Origin of the sequence: Caballeronia sp. LjRoot34 (assembly GCF_964253815.1) — a bacterium.
In the GTDB taxonomy this organism is placed as follows: Bacteria; Pseudomonadota; Gammaproteobacteria; order Burkholderiales; family Burkholderiaceae; genus Caballeronia.
Window position 1 is genome coordinate 218240 of sequence record NZ_CAXUSB020000004.1, and the last position, 25223, is coordinate 243462.

General features: G+C 54.2%; 16 protein-coding genes, 2 pseudogenes and 1 riboswitch. Of the genes and pseudogenes, 7 read left to right on the plus strand and 11 right to left on the minus strand.

Features of this window, described 5'->3' with window-relative positions; translation table 11 throughout:
- Window positions 1-132: 132 nt before the first annotated feature.
- The gene (locus tag ACSQ36_RS41420; protein ID WP_436186693.1) at window positions 133-789 is read left to right on the plus strand and encodes a DUF7713 domain-containing protein; all 657 of its coding nucleotides are present in this window, start codon (window positions 133-135) and stop codon (window positions 787-789) included.
- A gap of 42 nt (window positions 790-831) precedes the next feature.
- Here ACSQ36_RS41420 and ACSQ36_RS41425 read toward each other — a convergent pair whose 3' ends face one another.
- The 3 genes from ACSQ36_RS41425 to ACSQ36_RS41435 all read right to left on the minus strand — a co-directional run bounded on the left by ACSQ36_RS41425 (window position 832) and on the right by ACSQ36_RS41435 (window position 5572).
- A complete protein-coding gene (locus tag ACSQ36_RS41425; protein WP_436186516.1) occupies window positions 832-2328 on the minus strand; it encodes a hypothetical protein in 1497 nt (498 codons plus the stop codon).
- A gap of 161 nt (window positions 2329-2489) precedes the next feature.
- Window positions 2490-3950 carry a MutS-related protein gene (locus ACSQ36_RS41430; RefSeq protein ID WP_436186694.1) on the minus strand — a complete coding sequence of 487 codons (1461 nt, stop codon included), beginning with the start codon at window positions 3948-3950 and terminating at the stop codon, window positions 2490-2492.
- Window positions 3951-4036: 86 nt separating this feature from the next.
- Complete coding sequence (locus ACSQ36_RS41435) at window positions 4037-5572, minus strand: MutS-related protein (protein ID WP_436186695.1); 1536 nt, start codon at window positions 5570-5572, stop codon at window positions 4037-4039.
- Window positions 5573-5977: 405 nt separating this feature from the next.
- Window positions 5978-6041, minus strand: a riboswitch (Fluoride riboswitch).
- A gap of 205 nt (window positions 6042-6246) precedes the next feature.
- On the opposite strand from ACSQ36_RS41435, the pseudogene ACSQ36_RS41440 reads away from it, so the two are divergent.
- Both ACSQ36_RS41440 and ACSQ36_RS41445 read left to right on the plus strand, forming a co-directional pair.
- Window positions 6247-6415, plus strand: a pseudogene (locus ACSQ36_RS41440) (IS6 family transposase); the annotation flags it as partial.
- A 72-nt stretch (window positions 6416-6487) separates the two neighbouring features.
- Window positions 6488-6622: a hypothetical protein gene (locus tag ACSQ36_RS41445; protein ID WP_436187013.1), complete on the plus strand. Its 135-nt coding sequence runs from the start codon at window positions 6488-6490 to the stop codon at window positions 6620-6622.
- A gap of 114 nt (window positions 6623-6736) precedes the next feature.
- On the opposite strand, the gene ACSQ36_RS41450 is transcribed toward ACSQ36_RS41445, so the two are convergent.
- The 4 genes from ACSQ36_RS41450 to ACSQ36_RS41465 all read right to left on the minus strand — a co-directional run bounded on the left by ACSQ36_RS41450 (window position 6737) and on the right by ACSQ36_RS41465 (window position 12520).
- The gene (locus tag ACSQ36_RS41450; RefSeq protein WP_436186696.1) at window positions 6737-8017 is read right to left on the minus strand and encodes a porin; all 1281 of its coding nucleotides are present in this window, start codon (window positions 8015-8017) and stop codon (window positions 6737-6739) included.
- Window positions 8018-9275: 1258 nt separating this feature from the next.
- Window positions 9276-9581, minus strand: coding sequence for a DUF4148 domain-containing protein (locus tag ACSQ36_RS41455; RefSeq protein WP_436186697.1), 306 nt, complete (start codon window positions 9579-9581; stop codon window positions 9276-9278).
- A gap of 932 nt (window positions 9582-10513) precedes the next feature.
- Window positions 10514-10858 carry a BON domain-containing protein gene (locus tag ACSQ36_RS41460; protein ID WP_436186698.1) on the minus strand — a complete coding sequence of 115 codons (345 nt, stop codon included), beginning with the start codon at window positions 10856-10858 and terminating at the stop codon, window positions 10514-10516.
- 471 nt (window positions 10859-11329) lie between these two features.
- Window positions 11330-12520 (minus strand): porin, encoded by a 1191-nt coding sequence (locus ACSQ36_RS41465; RefSeq protein WP_436186699.1) that lies wholly within the window; start codon window positions 12518-12520, stop codon window positions 11330-11332.
- Between the two features lie 2374 nt (window positions 12521-14894).
- Between ACSQ36_RS41465 and ACSQ36_RS41470 the strand changes: the two genes are divergently transcribed.
- Entirely contained in the window at window positions 14895-16175 is a 1281-nt protein-coding gene (locus ACSQ36_RS41470) for a porin (RefSeq protein WP_436186700.1), read from the plus strand.
- A 442-nt stretch (window positions 16176-16617) separates the two neighbouring features.
- On the opposite strand, the gene ACSQ36_RS41475 is transcribed toward ACSQ36_RS41470, so the two are convergent.
- Together ACSQ36_RS41475 and ACSQ36_RS41480 are read right to left on the minus strand one after the other, a co-directional pair.
- A complete protein-coding gene (locus tag ACSQ36_RS41475) occupies window positions 16618-17097 on the minus strand; it encodes a hypothetical protein (RefSeq protein WP_436186701.1) in 480 nt (159 codons plus the stop codon).
- 1584 nt (window positions 17098-18681) lie between these two features.
- Window positions 18682-19860 carry a porin gene (locus ACSQ36_RS41480; RefSeq protein ID WP_436186702.1) on the minus strand — a complete coding sequence of 393 codons (1179 nt, stop codon included), beginning with the start codon at window positions 19858-19860 and terminating at the stop codon, window positions 18682-18684.
- Between the two features lie 526 nt (window positions 19861-20386).
- Here ACSQ36_RS41480 and ACSQ36_RS41485 point away from each other — a divergent pair.
- Together ACSQ36_RS41485 and ACSQ36_RS41490 are read left to right on the plus strand one after the other, a co-directional pair.
- A complete protein-coding gene (locus tag ACSQ36_RS41485; protein ID WP_436186703.1) occupies window positions 20387-21310 on the plus strand; it encodes a LysR family transcriptional regulator in 924 nt (307 codons plus the stop codon).
- Between the two features lie 27 nt (window positions 21311-21337).
- Window positions 21338-22012, plus strand: coding sequence for a response regulator transcription factor (locus ACSQ36_RS41490; protein ID WP_436186704.1), 675 nt, complete (start codon window positions 21338-21340; stop codon window positions 22010-22012).
- Window positions 22013-22152: 140 nt separating this feature from the next.
- Here ACSQ36_RS41490 and ACSQ36_RS41495 read toward each other — a convergent pair whose 3' ends face one another.
- Window positions 22153-22401 (minus strand): IS4 family transposase, encoded by a 249-nt coding sequence (locus tag ACSQ36_RS41495; RefSeq protein WP_436186705.1) that lies wholly within the window; start codon window positions 22399-22401, stop codon window positions 22153-22155.
- Between the two features lie 70 nt (window positions 22402-22471).
- Between ACSQ36_RS41495 and ACSQ36_RS41500 the strand changes: the two genes are divergently transcribed.
- Complete coding sequence (locus ACSQ36_RS41500; protein WP_436186706.1) at window positions 22472-23917, plus strand: IS1182 family transposase; 1446 nt, start codon at window positions 22472-22474, stop codon at window positions 23915-23917.
- A 78-nt stretch (window positions 23918-23995) separates the two neighbouring features.
- Here ACSQ36_RS41500 and ACSQ36_RS41505 read toward each other — a convergent pair.
- Window positions 23996-25132 (minus strand): annotated as a pseudogene (locus ACSQ36_RS41505) (IS4 family transposase); the annotation flags it as partial.
- Window positions 25133-25223: the final 91 nt, after the last annotated feature.

Genomic DNA, 25223 nt, shown 5'->3' on the forward strand with positions numbered 1-25223 from the left:
TCGAGTGTCTTCTCAGACGTGACAAAATAGGCCCATCGCAGACGAATTCGATCTTTTGTGCTGCAGCACGCGGCCGCGAGGTGGCATGCGTTGCGCAGCGCGCTGCTTATTCGATTCACCTGGAGTTCCGTCATGTCCGTCAGCCAATGCGCAGCTTGCGGCGCCATCGTGCCGCAGCACGACACCGTCAATACCGTCAGCGAGGGACATGGCGACCGATTGTTGTGCACCGCCTGCTTCAACCGAGAAATGGCTCACCACACCGGTCTTGATGATTTCGGTGAAGTCAAGTTTAAACCAGTGCACCTGTCCGATGCCAATGGAACCGCCCACGAGTTCCATTTTCGAAGTCTTTTGTTTGGCGACAAACTTTCTCTGGAGGCATTCGACTCGACGAGCGAGGAAGAACCATCGGGATATCGCTTTCAGATCCTCGGCGATCCGCTATCGGATCAATTCGTTTTGCTGGGAAAGCTGATTGAAAAGATGCGCCGTTTGCTTGCGATCGCCCACGTAAGAGACGGCGATCTCGGATTGCAGATCGTCGACGAAACCGTCCGCGGCAGAATCGAATGGGACGGCGTCGAGGATTCACGTCGGCCATGCGTCGTCATAGATGGTCGCCGCGTCGAGTGGGACGAACTCGGACGCATGCTGATGCCGTTTGAAGGATGGCAGTTCAAGCTCGAAGTGCGCGATCCGAGTGACGAGATTTGGCGTGGTTCAAAACCCGTGTTTTTTGCGTTACACAGACGAGCTGACTCGTCCTGCGTTTTCAGGCAGACGTAATATGGAATACGAATCAATTTGAGGTTTTTCGACCTCAGGCGATCAACTTTGCCGAGGCTGAAGCGGACCGAGTCCGAGTAGTGTCAGCCAGTGCGGATGGTCCTGGCCGGTCATCGCTTCACGCGGACTTTTGCCGATCCGCTCGCTGCACCGGCTGCGCATGAAGCGACGGTGATTGAAGAAGAACTGCAGCAGGCCCAGCCAGGCGCGGCTACCGTTCAGATGGCGCCGCAGCGTCAGGCAGTTGCGCAGCCGGGAGTTGAGGTTTTCAACCAGCGAGCTGCTGCGTGGCGTGCTCTGCATGGCTTGCGAGACCGCGGTCCAGACCCCGTAGAACTTGCGCCCCATAGCGGCATGCAGCCGGTTCCAGCCTTGCCAGAAGGCAGCCGAGGTGTCGGGCTTGCGATGCAGCATGCACGTTGCGCGGACCAGATAGTCCGGTACTGCCGCCGTGCGCGCGATAGCGGCCAGCTTGTCATCGAGCACGCCGACGAAGGCGAGCAGGTCGTCGCGCTGGTTCTGCAGGGCGACGCGCATCGTGCCGATGCGTGATGGATCTTCAGGCTCACGTTGATGAAGTTCATCGACGATGAAGTCGAACAGCTCCTGACGGGCGGCCCGCTCAGGACCCGCCAGCGACAGAATGTCACGTTCGAGCCACTGGGCGAGGGTGCGCAGGTCGTCCGCCCGCTCAGACGAGCGCGCTTCAAGCTGACGAAGCGCGACCAGCTCAGCCACGAGCAGGTGATCCTGGCAGCGCCGGCGCGGGTTGGCGAGCCGGGCTTCGAGTGCTTCGCGTTGCGAGCGTACGCCGCTGGCGATGCGTGCCCAGATGTTGACGAGGGTTTCGAACTGCTGACAGATGTGGAACACGTCGCCATGACACGGAGTGCCGGGCCAGGCGAGTTTCTGGCCGGCGCGCAGACCCGTGCCGGCGTCGGCAATCGTGTAACCGGGATTCAGTCCGCGCGCCTTCAGGTCGAGCAGATGGACGGCCCAGGTGTCGGCGTCGCGATGGTCTTCGGCGGCCAGCAGATAGCAATAGGTCGAGGCGGCGTCGATGCCGACGAGCACGGGCTGCGAGCCCTGAAAAAGCTCATCGTGCAGTCCCACCCGGATCGCCGACAGCTCAACGCTGTCTCTGATGACGATGGCGTGCTGCGCCGCCCGTTGGTGGATATTGTGCACGGTGCCCAGACTGATGGACACGCCCAGCAGATCAGTCATGAACTCCATGACGCCGCGCATCGAGGCGTGAGCAACCATCGTCAGCGCCAGGGTGACCTGCTCCAGCCATCGTTTGGTGACCGGCAGCGAGAACAGCACCTTGTCTTGGCCGTTGTCGCTCTGCGCCGGCGAAAAGAGCTCGTCAAGCGCGGCGCGGGCCTTGTCCATCTGCCGGTAGACCAACGGACGACTCACGCCGTGCCGGGCGGCCAGCGCACTGATCGGTTCAGCGCCCGCCAAAGCCCGAACGGCCATCACCTTACGGTCGTCGGTAGTCAGTTTTATGGAGGCTGCGCAAACGGATAAATTCATGGCGACGTGGCGTTGAAAATGGGGTCGCATTATCCCGCATTATTCTTCGCTCCCTCGCATGTGTAACGCAGCTTTGAACCTCGCCAATGCCATCTCCGCCAGTCGAGTGTAACACTCGTGATTGACCACTGCGCGTGGGATATGCGTCCTTAAGAGTCCAACTATTCAACTTTCGACAGGCTGACGGATATGGGCTCAGCATGCTCTTCAGATTCGTCTTTCGAGAGGAATATCCGCCTGTACAGATCTTCCCCATAGCTGGTATGCAAGGGCTCCGCTTCAGTCAACTTGAATGTGCGCTCGCCGTCCGCGCGCCGCTCCGCTCTCAGGAACATTATGCCCTGCGCCTTCTGCTCATACAGTCCGTGAGCCAGCGCGTACAGATGCGTCACCAAGACGATTTTTACACGCTTTCGCAACAACGCCGCGATGATCTGGCGCGCGATCTCGGAACCCTCGCGCTCGTTGGTTGCCGCGAATGACTCGTTGCACAGCAGCAGCGAGTGTTCGCGAATGTGATCGACGATTTCGCTCATCCGCTTGAGTTCCTCGTCGAGCTTGCCGCTCTTCATCGACGCGTCTTCTTCGCGCTTGTAGTGCGTAAATATCCCGTCACACACGTTCGCTGAAAACGACGCCGCCGCAACGAACATTCCGCATTGCATCATGACCTGCGCCTGCCCGACGCCGCGTAAGAACGTCGACTTGCCACCTTGATTTGCACCGGTGATGACAACGAGGTCGCGGCCATCCCCAGTTACGTCGTTGCCGACAGGCGAACGCGCGGTGCGCAATGCGATACTGGCGTCATACAGCCCATCAAAGGCGAGCCTCCTTTCAGTACGTTCGCGTGGCACGGGAACGCACACGGCCAGGCGCAGCCGCGTCAGTTGGTGATGCAGATTGACGCATCCGATGTAGAAAGCCAGTTCAGTGCGCAGCATCGTAAAAAAGCTGAGTATGTGTTCCGCTGACTGGGCAAGTGCATTCGCGACGAGATTGATGCCGCGTGCCTCCAGGTCCGACAATGCTCTGGCGCCAGCCTCATCCCGGTCCGCGATGTGAAACGTCAACGAGCGCGGCCGTTTTGCGAATAACCGCCTCAGAAGATTGGAATCCTTCTCGTGAGGTTTCCGAAGCACGTAGTGGATTCCCTTGTTGCCCTGGCCCAGCCCCGCACTGATTAGCACGCCGTGGTTGAACCTGAGCTCCTTGAGGCAACGCTGAATTATCACGAAATACTCGTCCGTCAACTCTCGCTGGATCATCGAGAAGAATTGAGCAAACCCTTCCGATTGAAACTGCTCTGCCTGCGTGTCGGCAACATCCCGTAGCTTCTTCAATACGCCCACGAATTGCTGAATCAAGTCACGTGCGCCGTGCAGCACCGAACTGGGTGACCCCGAAAACACGCCGTAGTAGCACTTTCGCTTGGTTTCGATCCCCTCGATCGCGATAGCGTATATCTGCCTCACTACCGCTTCGACGATGATGCAGTCGCTAAGGATTGCCTGACGATAACTAATTTCGTCCAGGTTGATAGAGCTCGCCGGGACCACCCGTTTGGTCACGTCGTAGACGAACGCATCGCCCTGCGCCATCGCTTGGTAGAGCGTGTTCAATCTCAGGTCCTGTACGAGTGCTGGCTCATTCCACACGGCCTCCTGGCACATATCCAAGTCCCGGTCCCGGTATAAAAGATAGGCCTTCATAGTCCGAGCCGCTCCGTCAGATGATCATAGGTCAGGCCATAAAGCTCTGCGACCGACACTGCATACGCCCGGCCATCGGCTGACCTTCTTCTCACCCGGAAGGTGCGAGAAGCCGGGTCCTCGGGCTTGACTTCGCTCACCATGCTCACAGCCCAATCGTCGAGATGAGCGAGCTCTTCGATGAAGGTCACGCAAACGCACAAGGCATCGCGTTCCAGTATCTCGCCGATGATTTTCTTGCTCAGAAACAGCGCGTCGGTCAGCGTTGTAGAACTGAATATTTCGTTCATGATGATGACGCTTCGTGACGTGGCGTGCGCCAGGATTTGATGGACACGCATCAGGTCGTCCTGGAGCTTGCCGCGCAGGTCCTTCGTATTCTCTTCGCGCTCGAAGTGCGTGAACAGCTGGTCGCACAGAAAAAGCGCCGCGTTCCGGCCCGGTACCGGACAGCCTATCTTCGCCAGGTAATGCAGTTGGCCGAACGTACGGGCAAATGTCGTTTTCCCACCGTTGTTGGGACCCGATACGACAATCAGGCGTTCCTCGCCATCGAGATGGCAATCGTTACAGACCACGTGTGACTTTTCGATAGCGAGCTTGTGCGCGAGCGCCAAATCAAACGTCTCGTCGCAGTGCGCCGCTTTGCTGGTCGACGACATACGGGGGTAGCAAAAGCTCAAGCCCGCAGATTTGCAGGTGCCGATGTAGTCTCGGTACGCCAGGTAAAATTGAACTTCACGATCGAACGTCTGGATGGTGGCGTCGAGATAATCCACGTTGTTCACGCAATAGGTAGCGAGTTCGACGAACACCTGAGGATGCAACTGGGCGACAAAATCTAGTACACAAGCTTCGACATGATTCATGTCCAACCAGTCGCGCAGCTCTGCGCTGTGATCCTTGACCTCCCCTTGCTTCAATTTGTCGAAGATCCTCAGCACGTCGGCACTTTGATCGATTTCTGAATCATAGTGAAGCACTGTGACCGCGCTCCCCTTGATGCGAATGCAATACCGAATCGCCGCCAGATTCTCCTTGATATGGATCGCGTCATGCGTGAGCGACTGAAAGCGAGCTGATGCAACATACCCGCTCAGGGTTCGATGAAACTCACGCAGACCTTTCGAGCCCGGCGCGGCCAGCGGCAGATCATGGGCAAAAGTCTCGAGTGTCTTGCAATACACCGCGATCGCTTCGAGAAACCACCACTGACTTTGGCGCTGGTAGTGGAGCTTCTCCGCCTGTGCCAGATGCTGGCGCATCTTGAGCATACCCGTGGCGAAAGCGTTGATGCTGTCGAGCACGGCGACATTGTCGAGGTCGCGCATGACCTCATGCCGGTAGGTGATTGCTTCCTCGCGCGCCAGCTCGGTGTGGAAGAAGGGCTTAAGCGTGTAATCGTCCCGCCCCAGCGTGACCGCCGCGACGATCTGGTCGAGATTGAGGTCGCCGAAAAACGCCGGCTCCGGCGTATCGTCGCGCCTTGGGCCGTCTTCCGGCTTTTCGAACAGGATGCTGTGAAAGACCACGCGTATCCCCTTCTTGTTTGAAGACTACTTGCGCTCCCGGCAGATCAACGAGGCCAATAGCCCGTCTGCAGGACGCCTCCACGTTGATTCAGGCAGGCCATGCCGCTAGCGGGCTGGCGCTGAACCGGATAACGCGACACCATGCGGCGCAAAAGGGCACTCCGGGCAGCGCGCACCCGTGCGCCCCGATCGAATGGAATGTCGTAAAGAGAGGCTCGTAGGCCGATATTCGAGAGATCGTCGATCCATCATGCTTCCTTGTTCACCGGGCAGCCTAGGCGATCAAAGCGGATCGCTAAGAAACTGGCCGGACGGTGATGGAAACTGGGATCGTGCGCCGAGCTAACGATGGCGCATGTTTAAGGCAAGTGAAGCCGTTGGACGCGCACCCACAGTGCCATACCCAGGCCTGTAGGCATCATCAGCCCGTTGCGGGCGGTTGCGGAGGAATGCCATCTCCGACGTCACTTAAAGTCTACGCCTTGTAAGATGCGGACACAACTCTCCCTGTCTGGCAGCGGTCACGTGCTCGTTTATTCCGTGAAGGATGTCCAGTTAGCTATGCTGTTCGATTGATTCCTGGCGCTGGCTACTCGAGCAGATAGTGACGGACGTCTCAATTTGATGGAAAAGACCAATTCTATTTTCTCGTGAACGGATATTTACGGAAGGTCGATCACCGGGCGATCGACCGCCGAACCGGGCCCCTGATGAGCTTTAAGGATTCCGGTGTGCCCGCATCATCCCCTCAGGGATTGAGACAATGCACATAATCAGAAAAGGACCGATGACGGACGACGGCGTCACCGAACAGCTGACGCGCTGTTTTATTCTCTGATGGCGTACGGAATCCTTACCCTAGAAGAGTTTTTCGCGTTGTCGACCTTATTGCGGCACAACCGTCGTGGCCGACTCATGTACCAACCTGCATCCCGCAATGGCATGCTCTCGCCGGACATCAAAATTGGACTCGCCGAGAAGTGCAAAGCGGGTGAAGATCGTACGGCCGGCGGTATTCCTCAGCGCATGGGACAGGACGACGACGCGTAACTTGGGGGTGGAAGACCTAGCCTGGGAGTCCAGTACATGCCAAGGCGTCGCTGAGCTGATCCGCTTTCGCTGTCGCCTCACGTCCACGATGAATCGAAGTCGCCTGTCCACCGGTCAAAACATCGTCCGGATTCCAGTCGCTACGATGTAGTTGTTTGACTCTGATCCAATAAACGCTGCGCCGTTAAATTTAGAAAACATAAATCCGGCGTAGACATCAGTACGACGCGTAAAGCTATAGTCAGCAAGTACCGAGTATTGAAGCTGATTGCCACCGGCAACACCTGTCGACTGAACCGTTTGCGTATCGTAGACGCCTGCAGCGACATCGAAGGCTGGTGTGAACTTGTAATCACCGCCGCCGAAATAGACGTTAGTCTTCGTCGGATGAACAGTATTGGTCAATGTCCCAGAAAAGCCGAAGTAGTCAGTCGTGCTACCGGCAGAAGCAGGGTCCGATGGAGCCTTGAGTTCGTAATGCTCATAGCCGGCCTTGATTGTCGCAGCGCCAAATGCGTACTTGGCGGCGATCATCACGTCTTCGTCGTTGTTAAGCGTCAGTGTCCCTACGTTCGTACCGGTTAGGGCACTGCCCACCGGATTCGCGCCGACCAATGCGCCCGAATGAACCGCATCGCGGGCACTGTAGTAAGTCGCCTGAACGCCGAAACCGCGGTCTTCATAGCCCAAATTTGCGCCAAAGGTCGACCCCGCTCTAAAATTGCCGGCGACTCCGCCTAAGCTGTATGAAAGGCCATAGTTGATCGGGCCCGTGTGGTTCGTATATTTGATGTTGTTGTCGGTGCGTGAGCCCTCCGTAATGCCACCAGCTGAGTACGAGCCGGAAAAGCCGAGCGGAGAAAATAGCTGTGCCGCAAGCACCGGGTCATAGTTCACGATTGTGTCGTAGCCGAGCGTCGTTGTTCGCCCGAATGCCAGGGATCCGTACTGGTCCTGCTTCAATCCCACAAAAGCGCCCCGGTTAAAGAGCTGGCCGTTCAATGCCGACGCAACCCCGACAGTCTTGTTAGAACCCGCTATCGAACCGGCCGCGTTGTTGAGGTTACCCGATGGAACATTGATCCCAGACTCCAAGCCAAAAAAAGCATGCAAGCCTGCGCCCAGATTTTCGGTTCCGCGGATGCCCCAGCGCGAATCGGATATCCCGCCGTTAAACATTCCGATTACCGAATGGTTGAAGGCCGTGCTAACTTTGCTCACGGGATTTACCGTAGCAGGGAATAGCGCGCTGCCATTCGCGCTATGCTCAACTGCACCGACTGCCACGTCCATGATGCCGTAGAGAGTGACGCTGTCCCCCTCGTCGGCGTGAGCGAAGCCAAAAAATGCACTAAGAATCGCCGAAGCGAGCAAACGTTTCTTCATGGTTTTCATATATAGGTCTCTTGAATGCCCGAGCACAAATTCATTGCTTCATGCAGCGTCACGCAATAAATAAGGCTTGCGTTGGTTAAGTCAGTGCAATATTTTCTATAAAAATGCGGCCGAAGCTGGCTCTTTTCGTACTTTTCGCCCCGCCTTCTCAACACAGTGAGACGTACTCGTTCCGGAGAGTCAGCAGAGAACGCACGTGAATATAGCGACACTGCGCCCTAGTGCACGCGCAAATCTGCCTTTCAGAAAATGTGTTGGAACGGGGCCAACGCTGACACGAAATTGACCAATTCCAACGTTAAAGAGCAGGCGCTCATTCGATGGTAGCCGCGACGATGCGCTTACGTTTTATTGAAATTGAGAGGCAGTGACCAAGGAACACCGCGATTCGATCATCCCGCGACCCGGTTCATCAGGCGAATCGGCCAGACGCTTACGAGCGAACGCAAGTGAGATGACACCCGATCAGCAGCAGAGGCTCGGGACCGAAGAAAGTTGACCGAGCGCGCACGATATCGAGTACATGTTTCTCAAACAGTTACGCGAAGGCTGCCGGTGACCGCGTTCAAACAGCCCATTGCACTATCTTCTTGGGCAGTGACCACTGTCGATTTGATGTGTATAGAATGGCGCTCGGGCCGCCTCTGATAATTCCTGCGAGCACACTATTCGCTCGTCTACCGTTGGACGGAGCAACCGGCTTTTTCCACGATATCTTCGCTGGCGCCCAAGACAGCTCTATTCAATTCTTGCAGATATACGTCTGCGAGGCCAACGCGACTGATGCTCATCCATGTCTCGTGGCATTGCTTAGTATCCCTACTTTCTCTCAGATGTGGACGACTACGGCGCACTTACGGCTTTGCGTGCTTGCACCGTCAGTGTCCACACCGCAGGGCATGTTCAACTGTCTGGGCGTAAAGCCAGTTGTCCCATGCACGCTTACATTAAGGAGGAAGCGCCAGATGCTCCACGAGGCTCCCAGCTTCGTCAAATTTTCATCCGTTCAGAATCGGAGCATGAGGCGACGGTCAAATAGCGCAGTGGTCCGAATGAGCTCGTTCAATACGCTGCGGGATCAATGCTTCCGCGATCAACGGTCAAGTCGATCAAAACGCCAGGGACGAGATAGACATGTCGAATAATTTTAGAATGCAGTCCCGACCTAAATATCCCTATCGGAGAATTGTCTCTCTCTATAAGGATCGCCACGGCTTGCGACCGTAGAAAAAGCACATCCGATCAGCGATGTCTGCGCTTATTTCGACTCTGTCCGCGGCGGACCGCCATCGGTTTGGGGTGCACAGTCTCTTCGATACTCTGCTTGCAACTTGCCTTCGGCACTCATCAAGTCCGTCGGATAATCGTTGTCGTCGGCTGTCGGGTCGTATCCCACCGCCTCCAATTCGGCTAGCTCCTGCATCAACTGAGCATGCGTGATCTCGCCGCGGGGCTGCCTGAATGGGTAGTCGTTGCATTGTTGTGGCGTAAGCGACGGGCTTGCGATCACTGCACCGCTCGCAAACAGCAGCGAAGATAGAATAGTCGTTCTGAAGAATCTCATATCAGTTTTCCTAAGTGACTCGTTGATCCTTTCTATTGCCTCGGAAAGCAGGAAATATCGCTGAAGGCTTATGTCACGAAGGATAACGACTGCGGACCTCTGATTCACTTTCATGAAAATGAAGAGTTTTTTATCTGCTGCGGAAGTGCTTTTCCAGCGATCTTAGCCTCAAAAATCCGGACGTGCGGTCAGCTAGGAGAAACCCGCTCACAAGAATCAGCAGAGCTACCGCGGGACGCTGGTCCAACCGATCCCTTTCAGTTCAGGCCTAGCTCAGAAGAAACCGATCGACCCGTTTATTCCGATAGGCGTATCAGGGACTCACGACGCGGTCAACTTTCAATGATCCGTTTCTAGAGCACTTGCTGGACCGCAAGCACCCCACAACCACCCTGCGATCGAGCGGCCCTGTCGCAATGCATGCATGCCTGAATCTTACTCGCGGGTATGAAACCGCGCCTATCAATGGTCCCCGCCAGGGCGGATATTATTGCCTAGTCGTTGGGTCAAACCTCTAGCGTGATTCGGCATTCACGCTTGTAGAGCGTTACGCTATCAGGAGTCGTACCCATATACCGTCAATTTCGTCCAGGCGCGCCGGGCTGCTAGGCATTCGACATTCCCCTGGGAACCCACGCACCTCAAGCCGCCGTCGATGTCAGTCCTGTTGATATATTTAAAAAAGAGCCCGCTGCGAACAGCGGGCAATCACCTTCGTGAAAACGTCAGGGTAAAGGGAATCTGGTCGAGGTTGTCTAAGCAAACCGGAATAAGCGTGACATCGCCACCCGTTACCACTCACTCGTCCAAACCTGCGACTACCGACGCCGACATCCATGCTCGCGCAATATCACCAAGCTCATTCAAGCCTTTCCACCTCCCGACGAGCCTCGATAAGGCGTTGAACATTGGCCGCATTCGTAATACATCTTTCAGCTAGGCGCCCGAACGGAGATTTTGTTCGTCACGGACGTCACGCCATCCACGCTTTGTGCCGCTTCAGTTGCTAAGTCGATCTGGGCCTGGCTCACCGCCGAGCCTGTCAACGTGATAGTGCCACCAACAGCCTTGACGTAGATGTGAGTTGGATCAAGACCTTTTTTCTTGGAAAGTGCACCGTGAACCTTCCTTGCGAGCGCCCGATTTAAGGCCTTAGTAGATGGAGCCGCCGCTGTAGATGAAGTTTTCGACGTGCCGCTGTCAGCTGCATACGCATTCAGCGTGAATAGCACAGCAGCGATGCAGCCCAAGGCCTTCACGATTTCCATTGATTTCATCAATCTTCTCCTCCGTTGCATTAGAAAAATGTGCTTACCTAAACTCGAGCGTTCCATTCTGCTTACCCTAAGAATCGGCCGCCCGGCTCGGAAATCGACGTGAATTTGCGCATCGATCTCGTGTAGATGGGGCGCAGGCCATCATTAAATTATCAATTGCTCCTTTAGTGCAATGCACTTATGACCTAGCGTGCCCCGCCTACTCAAATGACGCACATTAAAACGTTGTGGTCGGCATCGACTGATGCCGATAACCTCCCAGAGGACGTTCATCCTCTAAATTTGTCGCAACTACTTGCCGTCAGTGAAACATATTTCGGAGCTAAAACCGAGTCCGCAAGAAGAGGGGAGACAGCATCGCCCACTCTGTGAAGCAAACAGACATGACGGCAACATCCCAACGCTCCAATACCGGGGAAGTATTAAGTTGCACGTAAACTTCTCTTGGGCCGTTCGCACGGCAAGACAGATTTAGAAATTAGTCATGATGCCTGCGAACACGCCGACCTGCCCGTGACCATAGTTCGGGTTAGTTGTGCTGTTTGCAGTTGCGGGATCGTTGTTTGCGTTCGCGCCGTACGGATCGCTGTAGCCGTCACCCAGCCCGATGTTCGATGTCGAGCTATTGTGAATATAGCCGACCTCTGAGTACAGAAAAGTCCTCCGCGAGAGATTATATTGTCCCGCCAAGGTGTACATCGTTGCATTGCCGTTACCGTTGTTCGCATTCGCGTGATAAACGGCAGCTGTGACGCTCGCAGCGGGAGAGAATTGCCACGCGGCCCCAGCGAACTCATGATCGACCGCCGTCGGCAAAGAGGTGCCCCCAGGCAGGGCAGTTGGCGTTGCAGTGCCGTAATACCCGGCGTTCGAGGCGTTGGGTGCGCTCAAGTGCTGATAACCTGCATATAGCTTCACTGGCCCAAGGGTAACGTTGCCACCTGCCAAGGCGGAGCGCGATGCGAGATACACGTTACTGAACTGGCCGTTTTGATCTCGGATCTCATCGTAGATAGCCTGCAACTCGAAAATCGACGCGTTGTACTGTGCCTTGATCCCGCCAGACCGTCCTTGTGCACTTCCCAGCCCAGTCGACGTACCCAACTGACCTGGCGCGCTGCCTGGACTTCCCGCATTCCACGTGTAACTGTTGGTCAGATCGTACTGCCCTTTGATGCTCAATCCGCCGAAGGTCGGCGAGGTATATTCAAGGCCATTGCCTGCTTGAGACCAGTTGCGACCCCGCACCAGGGTTGAGATTGCGAAAGCCTGCATGAGTTGCGGATCGACGTCGAAGCTGTCTTGCTGGATTTCACCCGCGCCCAAATTGCCCATCTTGAACGTTCCGAACGTCTGGTTCGACAGGCCAACGGTCGCGGCCCGACCAAACAGTGAACCGTTTCCATACGATCCATTTTGCGTGTCTATGCCCATTTCCAATTGAAAGATTGCGTGCGTACCGCCACCAAGATCCTCGGCGCCCTTAACGCCGAATTCCGACTGACCAAAATCCCCGCTTTCCGCGCTATACGTGTGGCCGTGCGGAAGACCGGACTCGTACTGCAACCCGTTATCAAGCCGACCATATATAGTGACGCTGCTTTGGGCTTGCGCGATGCTAGCCAATCCAGCCAACAAAGTTGCTAGGATAGTTCGTTTCACTACGTTCTCCTAAAAGATTGAATAAACTACGTCCGGGGTACGACCCATCTGAAGTGACGCCGGAAAGAGCTTTCTGATTTCTCCCGACACACATCGGTAGTGAGTATAGTTTTCATAAAGCGCCGTTCAGATATCGGGCCGCCTTCGGACAAACACCAGTGCGAATTGAATTGCAAACATTTTTTCGACACTGTAGACGGAAGGTGCGAGCTAATTCTGAAAGAATTCTAAAAAACGAAACCCAGTCGGATCAGGCAGTTGCGATATATTTATTGACGCAAATTACAATTATTAATTCATCAATACAAAACTAAAACGTTTTTTAAATTAAAAATTGGAATAATCGTTAAAAATCAACGTTCTTATTGAAATAATGGAGTTTAAGTGCTGCGATTTTTTTTGTGCACCGTTGCTTAACCGCAACCTTGGCTTACCCGTCGCTCTGGGCGTGCGGGTGCAGTGGGCCGTCTAACTCAACGTGATGCGCGCCCGACGGCAATGTGACTCAATCGATTGCCCCACGATCCGGAGTTCATACCCTGTGCAAAGTAAGCTTCCTTAGCTCGGTTCTGAGCATGCTATCCGGGCGATAAAAACAAGCGGCAGTGACTGAGTAAAATGGTCACAATTATGAACATTCGAAGATAGAAAAGATTGCGCAAGTTGTAATATGAATCACGATGTAAAGCACGATAATAATGACAAAAATTACTTTTACTTCACAATTCCCACACCAAAATAAACGATAAAAATAGTTTTTATCAAAACTGTTCATATGGCCTAGTTTTTGGACTAGATTCTTGCATCTAGACATAACACACGTCCACCAACTCGCTCTCAGCGCACCCATCATTTACTCGCATGGTCGATCGCAGGTTTATTCGATCTCTATTCTATTTTAGAGAATCAGTTTTAGCCATTCAATCTTGGTTTTGTAGAGGATAATTAAGGCCCGTGCATTCACTGAAGTTTCGGTTGTCGCCCTTACGATACCGGTCGGGGCGGTAGGCCCTATCAAAGGGGTTGTTCTGCAAACTTTCTTTCAGTTGGCGGGAAATTTTTATCATTTCGATGTTATGCCTGTTGTACCTTTATTCCTAGTGGAAGCGGGGAGCTGCTATTTTTCAGATTCATCAAGCGGCTGTTTTCGTTGATGAGATAAATATTTCATTAGCAATATTGATAAGCAACTGGATGCGGAGATGCCCCATCGTTTCTGGCGCGCACCACCGGAACTTCATGCCCACTCTGAGCAAGCTCTAGGCAGGTATTGAATCAACCTTCCGATTATCGACCTCCGTTCAAAATCAGGGAGCTAACGCTGCCAGATCTGGATACCCCTCAAAATTCGGTGAATGATCTTTATCATCGTTTAATGAAGATGACTACTCCGCTGAGGTTGCAGCGGACCACAAAGCGTAACCTGCTCAAAATTTTGCGGAGTTCAAGTTTCAAGATAAGCGTCCGGAAGGAGGTTCCGAACTCCTCTCCGACGGCTGGGCAGAGGTCCGACTCGATACATTCCTCTTTCATGCCACGGCTGAGCCAATAGCTAGTTTGCTTGTCCGATCTCCTCCAATCCCCATGAGGATGACATTCTTAGCGAACATCTCTGAGACACCTGGGAGCACCTCGCCAAATCCCACAGATTGGCTTTGGTGGTTCAGTACCCTACGACATCTTCATACTGCCTCGAGTGGCAAGGCCTGATGAGTTTTGCTGGTAAGAGCTGTAGCGTGCGACTTAGCGGAAGTTGTCGGCGAGCGCTAACGATATGCGACAGTTAATGCATTCGAGTCTGCCGGCACAACCAGTCGAGTATCGTTGGCCTTTGCGGTAGTCATCGTGGACGGGAAGTAGGTGCAAGGGCTCCTGTACCCGACTAAATTGCTTTAATCCGACTCTAGTACCTAATGTAAAAGCGTAACAATGTCGTAAGCCCGAGAATCGAAGGCAATCAACAAAACCGTTCATTTATCGAATCAATGCGACACTATAAATAGTCGTGAAAGCAAAAAAGTTTCGACCCGCCGTGCGCCATGCCTTACCTTCGAGCGGCCGCTTGCGTACTGCCCTTGCCGCCTCTAACGACATCTCCATTCTATGCGCGACTAGGGAAATCCCGAATAAAAAGATGCACACATTTAACCGTCTCAATAAGCTATCTGAATTTTAGTTCCGTTCACAGCCTAATTATCAGCCGTACAACACTTTTTCCGAAAAATAGAATTGCGTTTTAATTTTATTAAAAAAACATATATTACAACGCATTCCATACGGAATACCCACGACTGATCGCACACCAGACGATCACCGCTATAACACCTATTGCGCACGCTCTTTATGAGCGACGCCATATACAGAGGAGACATTTATGAAAATCACAAAAATGCACATATTCGCATCGTCGATCTTAGGATTATGCGTCGGTGCGGCGCACGCGGACGACGGGAATAGCGTGACTTTATACGGCATTATCGATGTTGCAATCGGCGACGTTCAACATAGTCCGAACGGAAATGCGCTCTTTCCTGCGACAATTAACCCCGTGAGCAAGGTCAGCACGAAGTTCAACAATAACGTCGTTGGTATGTTTAACGGAGGCATGTCTGACTCGCGTTGGGGCATCCGCGGTAAAGAGGACCTCGGCGCTGGACTCCATGCCTTCTTTGGTTTGGAATCCGGATTCAATGTTCCCTCTGGCAATCTTAATAACACCGCTGGGTCGATCGCCGGTGCGAACAATTCGGTTGGAGCTGCCTCAGCGCTAAACGGACAATTATTTAACCGCGGAGCGTTCGTGGGGTTGCGGCAAGACCGGTATGGATCGCTGGCCTTCGGTCGCACCACGACACTCGGATTCGATACGATCGTCAATTATGACCCGGTTTTCGCGGCACAGTTGTTTTCCCCAATCGGCTTTTCAGGGTCATACTCCGCCGGTGGGATCACAGAAGGTTCTCGCACTGATAATAATATCAAGTACACGAATATCACCGGTCCAATCAACTATGGTGTGTCCTATAGTTTAGGCGGCGTCGCCGGTAACTTCAGGGCGGGGTCAACCTTCGGAGCTAACGTCGGGTATGAAGCTCATAATTTTGGCATTCAGGCGACATATTACAACGCCCGCGACGAACTACATTCCGGAGCGCTCGTGGGCGCGAACGCCGTCGGGAGCGCTTTGATCGGAACGAACGTCGGTGCGCTGACGCTAAACAATGACGAGGATGTGATGATCGCAGTCAAATACACAATTGGAGATGGAACAATCAAAGGGGGATACGAACACTACGAGCTTAAAGCGCCATCGGATCCAGTCGGAACGGGCGCCACCGCGGACTACTTTGGCTACAGCGGAACGGTGACAAATACAGTGCACCCGACGAAGGTCAATGTGTACTTCGCCGGCGGAGACTACAAATTCACCCCGAGCTTTGATGTGGGCGTCGGTGTCTACGATACTCAGACCATGCAGTCCTCAGCCGTCGCGGGGGGCAACCAATGGCAATACTCAATGCTAGCGGTCTATAGTCTGACGCGCCGTACGGATGTGTACGCCGGCTTTATGTATTCAAAGTTTAACGGCGCAGCGTTTATCGGCTCGGAACCGACCAATTACATCATTGCGAGCGGGATCCGCACGTTGTTTTAACTTTTGTCCGTCCGGTGTCGGTGGGATGCAACGAGACCGTACAAAACCCGTGCACGCATGAATGTGAGTGATCCGAATAAGCTCGGCCTCAATCTCGCACGAGTAACGCGGCGGTCCAAGCCGACATACTCCGCGATCATTCCAATCATGCGGCGTTGACAACACGGTGACCCGGGGTGCCCAGGGCGTTTGCTATCGCGCCTTCCCTATCGCATCGCACGGTCCCAATTAGATTTAGCCGTCTGCATGTACGCTCGCGGCTCGAATCTGAGTGGGATTTAATGCTGCACCGACACCAGCGACGCCGATGGTGGGAAGTTTAGAAGCCACCCGTCGGGTACCTACGCTCAATGCTCAATGCTTATTGCTGATTGCTGGCTTGAAAATTTCGAGGTCAAACCAACCTTCTAACGCTGAATTTTAAATCCCGAACAAAGGCAAATCATTTCGGTGCCAGGGAGAGCTTGTTGACGCTAGAAATAGTGACGTCGGCAAACTTATCATTATCGAGCAAATGATGAAGCGTCAGCCGTGCCTTTGCGATCAAATACGCGGGCATCGACTGCATTTGCACGTCATGCAAAGTCACGACTTGCTCGAGACACCAACTATCGTTTTGGTCGATCCGCCAAACGCCGTCACGCTTAGCGCTGGCCACGCTTCTCCTCAGTACGTCCTGGGTAGTATTGAATGCTCGAAGCTTAAGCTCACCCAGCGGCTCCTCATGTAACAAGTAAGCCAAGTACATCACTCCGAGCAGGTGCGTCGCAATAACGAATGATCCCTTCCCCTCTCGCATTGCCACTAGACCCAGGTGGGCTCGAAGCGACATCGTCTGAGCGCTAATAGCCGGCACCGGCAATAACATGACACGGGGAATATGCGGGTCAGCCCGACCACTTCTTTTCAGCTTCTTCGCCATCTAATCAAACTCTCAGGATTAGTACCCCAATCATTCATTGGGCTTTTAGTGCACCATAGTTGAGTGGGTATAGATTTTTGGTAGCTTGAGAGGTCGAAAGATAGCTAAAATCATATCCTATGGTACGTGTTGCACGGGGGTCGTATTCTTGGGAGCACGGCCATAATACTAGTGGCCATTGTGCCTGCCCGTCACGGTACATCGCAGGCGGAAAAACCCGTCGCGAGCAACACAGTTCATCGCGGGTTCCCATTGTCAAATCGAGCGAGCGTCGGACCGCGCTCTGTGCCGCGATACCAAATCATCACCTTCCTATTTGATACAGGCGGTGTTATTCGTCGATTTTATTTCGAACATGAGCTCGCCTCCACTCCGGAAGTCCGAGACGCTTCGCTCTTGGTTGAACGCAATCTACTGGATGACATTTGGAGTACGCTCTCCACGTGCACATGCGGAAACCGTCTCAATGAACCTCTTAAGGCTGGCTCTCGGTATGGCGAACCCGGCCCAACCGAACCCGGTGTGCCGCATGAAAACGACAGCACCATCGAGTAAGGGGTTTCCTTCCGTGTGCCAAATTGGATTGGTTTCGATCACGTACTTGTGTGACTTACTAATCGACGTAGGCACCGCGGGTTGCAACTTCGTGCGGTAACTACTCAAATTTTCGATCAAAGCATCAATCTCAGATGGATCGAGCAGTACCTGACTCTCTTCCATTGACACTAGCAACGAATGTGCACCGTATTGGTTAAGCAACTCAAGCTTCAGCACGGCTGCATCCTCCATCTCGTTAGGTCAAGCGATGAGACTTAATATGAAGTGCCGGGAAAGAACTAATCGTCGTCGAGACCGTTCAAGGCTCGGCAATGGCATGCCTCCCGAGGTCCGACCCAGCTCTTCTCCCAAAAATACCTCTACCCCGCACATGTCATGAATTGCGCGAAAACGTGCAGCGTCCTAATTTGCGAGGCCAACGGGACTGAGTGGCGCGTTCGCGTAGCTAGAAAGCTCTTCGCAAAGCTTTACAGCTTTGCGTCGCGATATGGCGAAACCTGCCCATCCGATTCCTGTATCCCTCAGAAATACGACTACGGCGTCGGAGGTGGGATGTGGCTCTGCGTACCAACTGGGATCGACTTCGATCGCATACTGATGTGTTCGAGAAACTTTGCCTGGAACAGCAGGCAGCATTGCGGCCCTAAATGCACCCAATTGCTCAATTAGCGAATCGATATCATCCGCATCTAGGTGCACGAGGTGCGAACCGACCTCAAGACGGACAACTTGTGCATCACCTTCATTGACTAGCTGGGTTCTCATTTGGCGCCGCATTGTTACCCTCCGCGTTCAATTACGAAGAATTATGACGCCTTTCGCATCTGCTTTTCTTAAAAAAACAATGCTTAAAGATTAAAGCTGATACATCTTTGGGATTGCAAATCCAGTAGAGTAACTGTCGACTACTTTCGAGTACTTCACAGGCATCACACCTCGATACCTATGAAGTATTCATTGGAGAGCGATGGCGCAATCACGCCACGCTTCATACTCCCCGAGGGATTTCTCCAACCTTAAGGCATGTCAGAACCGGTGACGCATGCCGACCGTCACAGCAACCTGCTTATTTGTCGATGACTGGTCCAAACCGTTGATACTGGCGTCGCCGAGCAGCGTGCCATCCCCACCGGCGGCGTGCTGATATACGCCTTCCAAATAGACATCAGTGCGCTTGCTCAAGTCGTAGTCTGCCTGAAGAGTGACCTGATGATACTTGGGTTTGGCATTTGCCGTCGCCGAGTCGAAAGCACCATCCGTAAATGTGTAGGCACCTGCGAGACTCAAAGCCGGCGTAAGGGCGTAACGCCCGTTCACCTCATAGTTGTCAAAGCGCAGGCTGTTGCCTGCCAACGAGCCATATCCGTCGCCTACATTTACCGCGCCCAGGCCATCGAGCTTGGTGTGCGTCCAGACAAACCCCACGACCGCCGGCCCGAACGCGTAGTTCGCGCCCGCGCCAAAGACACGCTGGCGTGCTGCAATAAAGTTCGCCGTATTGTCCGTGCTGCTCACTGCTCCCGCGGGATTCGCGCCCGTCAGCCCCCCTCCTGGATTGTTAATCTGCAGGAAGGCCGCCGCAACGTTCAACGGTCCGTTGGCGTAAGAAGCGCCAAGACTGTAGGCCCGGTTGTCAGAGAAGCTACCTGCAGAGTTGGAGAAGCCATACAAGCCCCCGACCTTAAAACCGGCGTAATTCGCGCTCTCGAATTTCACGGCATTGCTGATACTGAAGCTCTCCGCGAGATTGTCGTTGTCGAACGGGTGAGCGGCTAGGTTATTACCATAGCCAGCGCCCGCCTCCGCGATAGGAGACAGATAGTCCACCATGAAGTCGTATTGCTTACCGACCGTGACCGTCCCGTAGGTGTTATTTTGCAAGCCGACCCATGCTTGGCGACCAAAGATCTCGTTGGATTGCGTAAATGCGCCGTTGTTCAGGTTAAATCCGTTCTCCAATTTAAAGATCGCATGCATCCCGCCGCCAAGGTCTTCGCTGCCCTTCAAGCCCCACAGTGTTTGGCTGAGGTCGCCGCTGCCCATGCCGAAAACCCGGCCCGAGTTGGTAGATCCCGGTACTTGCTCACTGCTTGAATAGATCAGGCCGGCGTCGAGCACGCCATACATGGTTACGCTACTTTGAGCCTGAGCCGTCGTAGCCGCGAACAAACCCGAAACCGTTGCTGCCAAAAGCAATTTCTTCATTTTCAACTCCATAAAATCTCACGCCGAAATGCGGCGTGATTTAAGCAATAGTGTTCTACGGGGTGGCGAGCCGCACGTTGACGCCCGCCAGCGGTATCCCGTGGACCGAAGTCTACGAACCCTTTGCCGTTGAGTAAGTGCGAAAAAATTGGAAAGCATATTTTCAAAAATTGAAAGAAGCACAACGAATGAACATCCCTGCCCCGCCAGTAATGGTTTTCACCGATTTAAATCCATTGGGTGTGTCGGGCCAAAGACCTGTTGCGAGCGTCGTTGATCCGCAACACCACGTTCGGTCTTTCTGCGAGCGCTTGCCCGGGACCAAAGCGAATGGGAAAAGTTCACCCCAATCTGCGGTGGCTAGAAAATGACGCTTTGTCTGCATAGGCAGTCCCAGTGGACGCATGCTTGCGAAACGAGAAAGAAAGACTCATATCAGAATGTTAAAAAAGACTTAATGCGTCTGATCGTGAGCTTTTTTCCCCTACCTGTGATCATTACCTCGTTCCTTTCTGGGCGACCGATCATGAATCAACTTCAAGCTATGCGGGTATTCACTCGTGTAGTCGATTTGGCAAGTTTCGGACTTGCCGCGAAACAACTTGGAATGTCGGCAGCGGCGGTCACTCGGAGCGTTAGTACGCTTGAGGCACACCTGAACATGCGCCTATTGAACCGCACGACGCGCAACGTTTCTCTCACTGAACAAGGTGAGGATTACGTCGGAATTTGCAGAACTATCATCGATCAACTAGACGATATGGAGTCTTCGCTAGTCCGGTCTACGCGCGACATGAGCGGAACATTACGTATTGCCGCATCGACCGTATTCGCAAATACGGGGCTTACCGGGCTACTAGCGACCTACCGCAACATGCATCCCCAGATCGGCTTTGACGTGACCACGTGTGACACCACCATCAACATGGTCGAGGGCGGCTTCGATGTCGGATTTTCGACCCAGCGGTCTCTAAGTAACTCAACGCTTGTATGCCGCAAACTCACAGCATTCGCCGAAATCGCCGTCGCCTCACCTAACTATCTTGCAAAGTGTGGTTCTCCAGCAAGTGTCTCGGCCCTGAATACGCATAACCTTTTGTCCGCGGCTGATGGCGGTGCTCGGATGTGGGAATTCTCCGACGGACGTGATGTGCAGCGAGTTTCGGCCGGTGGCGCACTTCACGCAACCAGCAGCGAAACCATTAGGGCTGCCGCGCTGGCTGACATGGGTATTGCCCTCTTGCCCGTGCCGCTCGTAAAAGATGATCTTGAGGCAGGTCGGTTGTTGCCCATACTTGGTCAGTACCTAATCACGAGTGGCGCTAGGCCCTTGTCGATCGTATACGCGGGAAGGAACTTTCTCTCTGCCAAAGTTAGGAATTTCATCGACTACACGGTCAGTCAATATCGCGCTCCCGAGGAGGCGGTGATGTTGCGCGTTGTAGCGTAGTTCAACCCATTATCAGGAAACGTCACTATGCCAAAAGTGCTCTCTGTCGAAGACGACGAACTGATGCTTGACGAGATTGTCGGAGCATTGTCCGAGCCGGGCTACGAAATTGATATGGCTCGTTCTGGACGTGAAGGCATCGCAAAGGTCATGACAGGCGACTACGAATTAATAACGCTTGATCGGATGCTTCCCGACCTTGACGGCCTATCTATACTTACCACTATGCGCAGCGTCGGCATAGATACACCTGTATTGGTCATCAGTTCGATGTCCGATGTCGACGAACGAGTACGCGGACTACGAGCGGGTGGCGACGATTATTTGACAAAACCGTTCTCTCCAGCCGAACTACTTGCACGTGTGGAGGTTCTGCTTCGACGCAAATCGCCGCTTCGGGTCGAAGAGACAAGCTTACGCGTTGGCGCACTTCAACTCGATTTAATCAAACGAACGGCAACTTTTGGCAAGCAAGAACTCAGCTTGCAGGCAACCGAATTTCGTGTACTTGAGTTTCTGATGCGCCACCCTGGACAGGTCTTGACGCGCACGATGATATTCGAGGGAGTATGGGGATGCCGATTTGATCCGGGAACCAATCTGATCGATGTCCACGTGGGCCGATTGAGGAAGAAGGTCGAATCGCTGACGGTGCGACCGATGATCCGAACCATACGTGGATCGGGTTACCTCTTCAACTGAGACAGTGATTAGTGGATCGGGAGATTATGCTCACCGCTGCGTCCAATAAGTTAGGTCGCTCTTGGCACAACGCCGTCAGTTTCGTTCACAAAGTCGAGTCAACGATCTATGGCGTTTGGGTCACAGCTAAACTCATCTCGTTATACAGAAGTGTCATAGCCGTCGCGCAAGATCTGGATGGTGATCACAGCATCCATGACTCGCTGCATGCCAATCCACAGGGTCTTCGCGCCTGGTTCGCCGTCGCTCTTGCGCCCGAGAAATCCGCCCAGTGAGCCGACCATTCGTATCATCTGGTTGAGCGTCGGCGGCTTTTTTGGACGCGCTTTCTTACAGAGCACATGGGCGCCGTGTATCTCGTCAGCCGCAAATAACAGCGACGCGTCCAACTCCGGCCGAGGCTGTGTGAAAACGCATTGATCGCCTAAACTGAATCAACGCATTGAGACCGGGTGACTCATGAAGCGATTCGTTGAAGGCGATGACCGCAAGCAGGTTGCACTACTTCCCGAATGTGTTGACGACTACATCGAACAGGACAATCCAGTCAGGGTCGTAGATGCCTTCGTCGACGAGTTGGACCTGGCGGAACTTGGTTTCAACGGCACCATGCCGGCGCTCACGGGCCGCCCGTCCTATCATCCGGGCGTGATGCTCAAGATCTATATCTACGGGTATCTGAACCGTGTACCCTCCAGCCGGCGTCTTGAGCGCGAATGCCAACGCAATGTCGAGTTGATGTGGCTGACAGGACGTCTGGCACCAGACTTCAAGACGATCGCTGACTTTCGCCGCGACAACGGGCCGGCCATTCGCAGTGTATGCCGTCGTTTCGTCGAACTGTGTCGCGGACTGAAGCTACTATCCAGCGACATGGTGGCCATCGATGGCAGCAAGTTCAAGGCTGTGAACAGCCGTGACAGGAACTACACGGCCGGCAAGATCGATAAGCGTCAGCAGCAGATTGAGGAAAGCGTTCAGCGATATCTCGACATGATTGAAACCGCGGATCGGACCAGTCCGATAGGTTTCGATGTGAAGACCGTGCGCCTGTACGAGAAGATCGCGCTCTTGCGCCAGCGGATGCGTGAGCTCGAACAAATCAAAAGGCAGTTGAAGAAGCAACCGGACGGACAGTTGTCGCTTACGGATCCGGACTCCCGTTCCATGACCAGTGGTGGCAAAAGAACCGGAACGGTTGGCTACAACGTTCAGGCCGCTGTGGACACGAAGCATCATCTGATCGTCGAACACGACGTGACGAATGTCGGAAGCGATCAAGGCCAACTCAGCAGGATAGCTTTGTCAGCGAAGAACGCGATGGGCAAGCCGAAGCTGAAGGTGCTGGCTGACCGGGGCTACTTCAGCGGTCCGGATATTCGCGCGTGCGAACTGACCGGGATCAAAGCGTATGTCCCGAAACCACTTACCTCGGCATCAAGGAAGAAAGGGCTCTTTACCAAGCGCGACTTCGTCTACGTTGCAAGGAGCGATGAGTATCGATGCCCAGCAGGCGAGCGCGCAATTCATCGATTCACGACGGTTGAGCATGACATGAATCTGCAGGTGTACTGGCCCAGTGCATGCCCGCGTTGCCATCTCAAGGAGCGATGTTCGTCCAGCGACTATCGCCGAATCCGACGATGGGAGCACGAACATATTCTGGAAGCCATGCAGCGCCGGCTCGACCGGAAGCCTGATGCAATGACCATCCGCAGAAGTACCGTTGAGCATGTATTCGGCACGCTCAAGCAGTGGATGGGTGCCACACACTTTCTGACTCGGACGCTCGGACGGGTGAGCACTGAAATGAGTCTTCAGGTATTGGCCTACAACCTGAAGCGCGTCATGAATATACTTGGGGTTGCCCGGACAATAAAAGCGATGAGGATGGCTGAAACCTAAGGCCCTGCGGGGCTTTTTTTGCGCTCGAGACGTTACGTTAGCGCGGGCTCGACCAACCAAACTCGAATAGTCACGCTGGCGGCTCGCATCCACCGATAAAAAACAGTTTCCACACAGCCTCGGACAGGTTCTGCCCACACGCATGAGCCGCGCGATACGCCACGACACGACCATGTACAGCACGAGCGCCTTTTCCACCCGCTCCATCTGTGAGAGTTGCAGTGCCTCGACCCCGCAGGCGTTCTTCAGGACGTTGAAGAACATTTCTATTTCCCACCTCGCGCGGTACCAGTCAACGAGTTCGATGAGGGCATGCGCATCACCTGCTTCGCGGTTGGTCACAAGACGCCAGATAACGGGCTTCACACCCGCTGGCGCATCCACTTCATACGCCTCGACGCAGGTTAGCTTGACACCGGCACGCCCAGGCAGCGTGACGCGCTCGCTACGCAATTCCTGCCTCACTTCACGCGCCTTCTGTCCGCTGCGCCCGGGCAGCACGAAGCTGATGTGGCCGAGCACCTTACTGGCGTGCACCGTCTCCCACAAACTTGCTTCGCCCTTGAGCGCGCGATTGTGTTGCGAGCGCATCAGCCAGTCCGCCGGTTGACCCAGTTCCTGCGCACGCTGCATGAGCGCGGCGATGTCGCCTTCACGATCGGCCACATACACCAGTCGCGTGTCAGGAAGGGCCCGTGCCTGTTCGGCCACGATCTCATAGCTTTCGATCCACCGCGCACTTTCCTTAACGCCGCCACGCCTGCCGTTTGCATCGCGTGGTTCGCGCGCCCACATCCATGCGTTCATCACACCCAGCGGCTCCCGGTCCGGTGTCACCGCATAGGTCGCGTGAAGATACATGCCTACCTGTGCTTCATAACAGAGCGGGCCAGCCCCTTCGATATCCTGACCGTTAAAGTTCAGCTCTGTCGTATCGGCAGTGCACAGCACCACCGGCAACTGCCCCATGCGTGCCGTGGTACGGTCCCAATGCGGCTGCATCATGTCGCGCCAGTCGATGTGCTCATTGCCCAGAAAGCGATATGCAGCGATCGTCTCTGACCAGCCTTCGCACGCGCCCGGAATGCTGGCCGTGGGCCGGCTGGCGAACCGTTTGAGCAGGTCCTTCGCGCGCCGGTCTCGCCGTGGATTACCCAAATCCAGCGTCTCAAATTCCTCGTCCACCCATGCTCCTGCGTCGTCTCGGATCTTCATGCTGAAAATCCGAGAGTAAACGCGAAATCCGCACAGTTAACAACCCCCTTGTGGCTACTTTTTTACTCCACCATCGTTGCCGCAAGTGTCG

What these genes read in the sequence shown, in the direction of transcription:
- ACSQ36_RS41420 (WP_436186693.1), top strand. Translation starts at nt 133, where the DNA reads ATGTCCGTCAGCCAATGCGCAGCTTGCGGCGCCATCGTGCCGCAGCAC.
- ACSQ36_RS41425 (WP_436186516.1), bottom strand. Translation starts at nt 2,328, where the DNA reads ATGAATTTATCCGTTTGCGCAGCCTCCATAAAACTGACTACCGACGAC.
- ACSQ36_RS41445 (WP_436187013.1), top strand. Translation starts at nt 6,488, where the DNA reads ATGTACCAACCTGCATCCCGCAATGGCATGCTCTCGCCGGACATCAAA.
- ACSQ36_RS41450 (WP_436186696.1), bottom strand. Translation starts at nt 8,017, where the DNA reads ATGAAAACCATGAAGAAACGTTTGCTCGCTTCGGCGATTCTTAGTGCA.
- ACSQ36_RS41455 (WP_436186697.1), bottom strand. Translation starts at nt 9,581, where the DNA reads ATGAGATTCTTCAGAACGACTATTCTATCTTCGCTGCTGTTTGCGAGC.
- ACSQ36_RS41460 (WP_436186698.1), bottom strand. Translation starts at nt 10,858, where the DNA reads ATGAAATCAATGGAAATCGTGAAGGCCTTGGGCTGCATCGCTGCTGTG.
- ACSQ36_RS41470 (WP_436186700.1), top strand. Translation starts at nt 14,895, where the DNA reads ATGAAAATCACAAAAATGCACATATTCGCATCGTCGATCTTAGGATTA.
- ACSQ36_RS41475 (WP_436186701.1), bottom strand. Translation starts at nt 17,097, where the DNA reads ATGGCGAAGAAGCTGAAAAGAAGTGGTCGGGCTGACCCGCATATTCCC.
- ACSQ36_RS41480 (WP_436186702.1), bottom strand. Translation starts at nt 19,860, where the DNA reads ATGAAGAAATTGCTTTTGGCAGCAACGGTTTCGGGTTTGTTCGCGGCT.
- ACSQ36_RS41485 (WP_436186703.1), top strand. Translation starts at nt 20,387, where the DNA reads ATGAATCAACTTCAAGCTATGCGGGTATTCACTCGTGTAGTCGATTTG.
- ACSQ36_RS41490 (WP_436186704.1), top strand. Translation starts at nt 21,338, where the DNA reads ATGCCAAAAGTGCTCTCTGTCGAAGACGACGAACTGATGCTTGACGAG.
- ACSQ36_RS41500 (WP_436186706.1), top strand. Translation starts at nt 22,472, where the DNA reads ATGAAGCGATTCGTTGAAGGCGATGACCGCAAGCAGGTTGCACTACTT.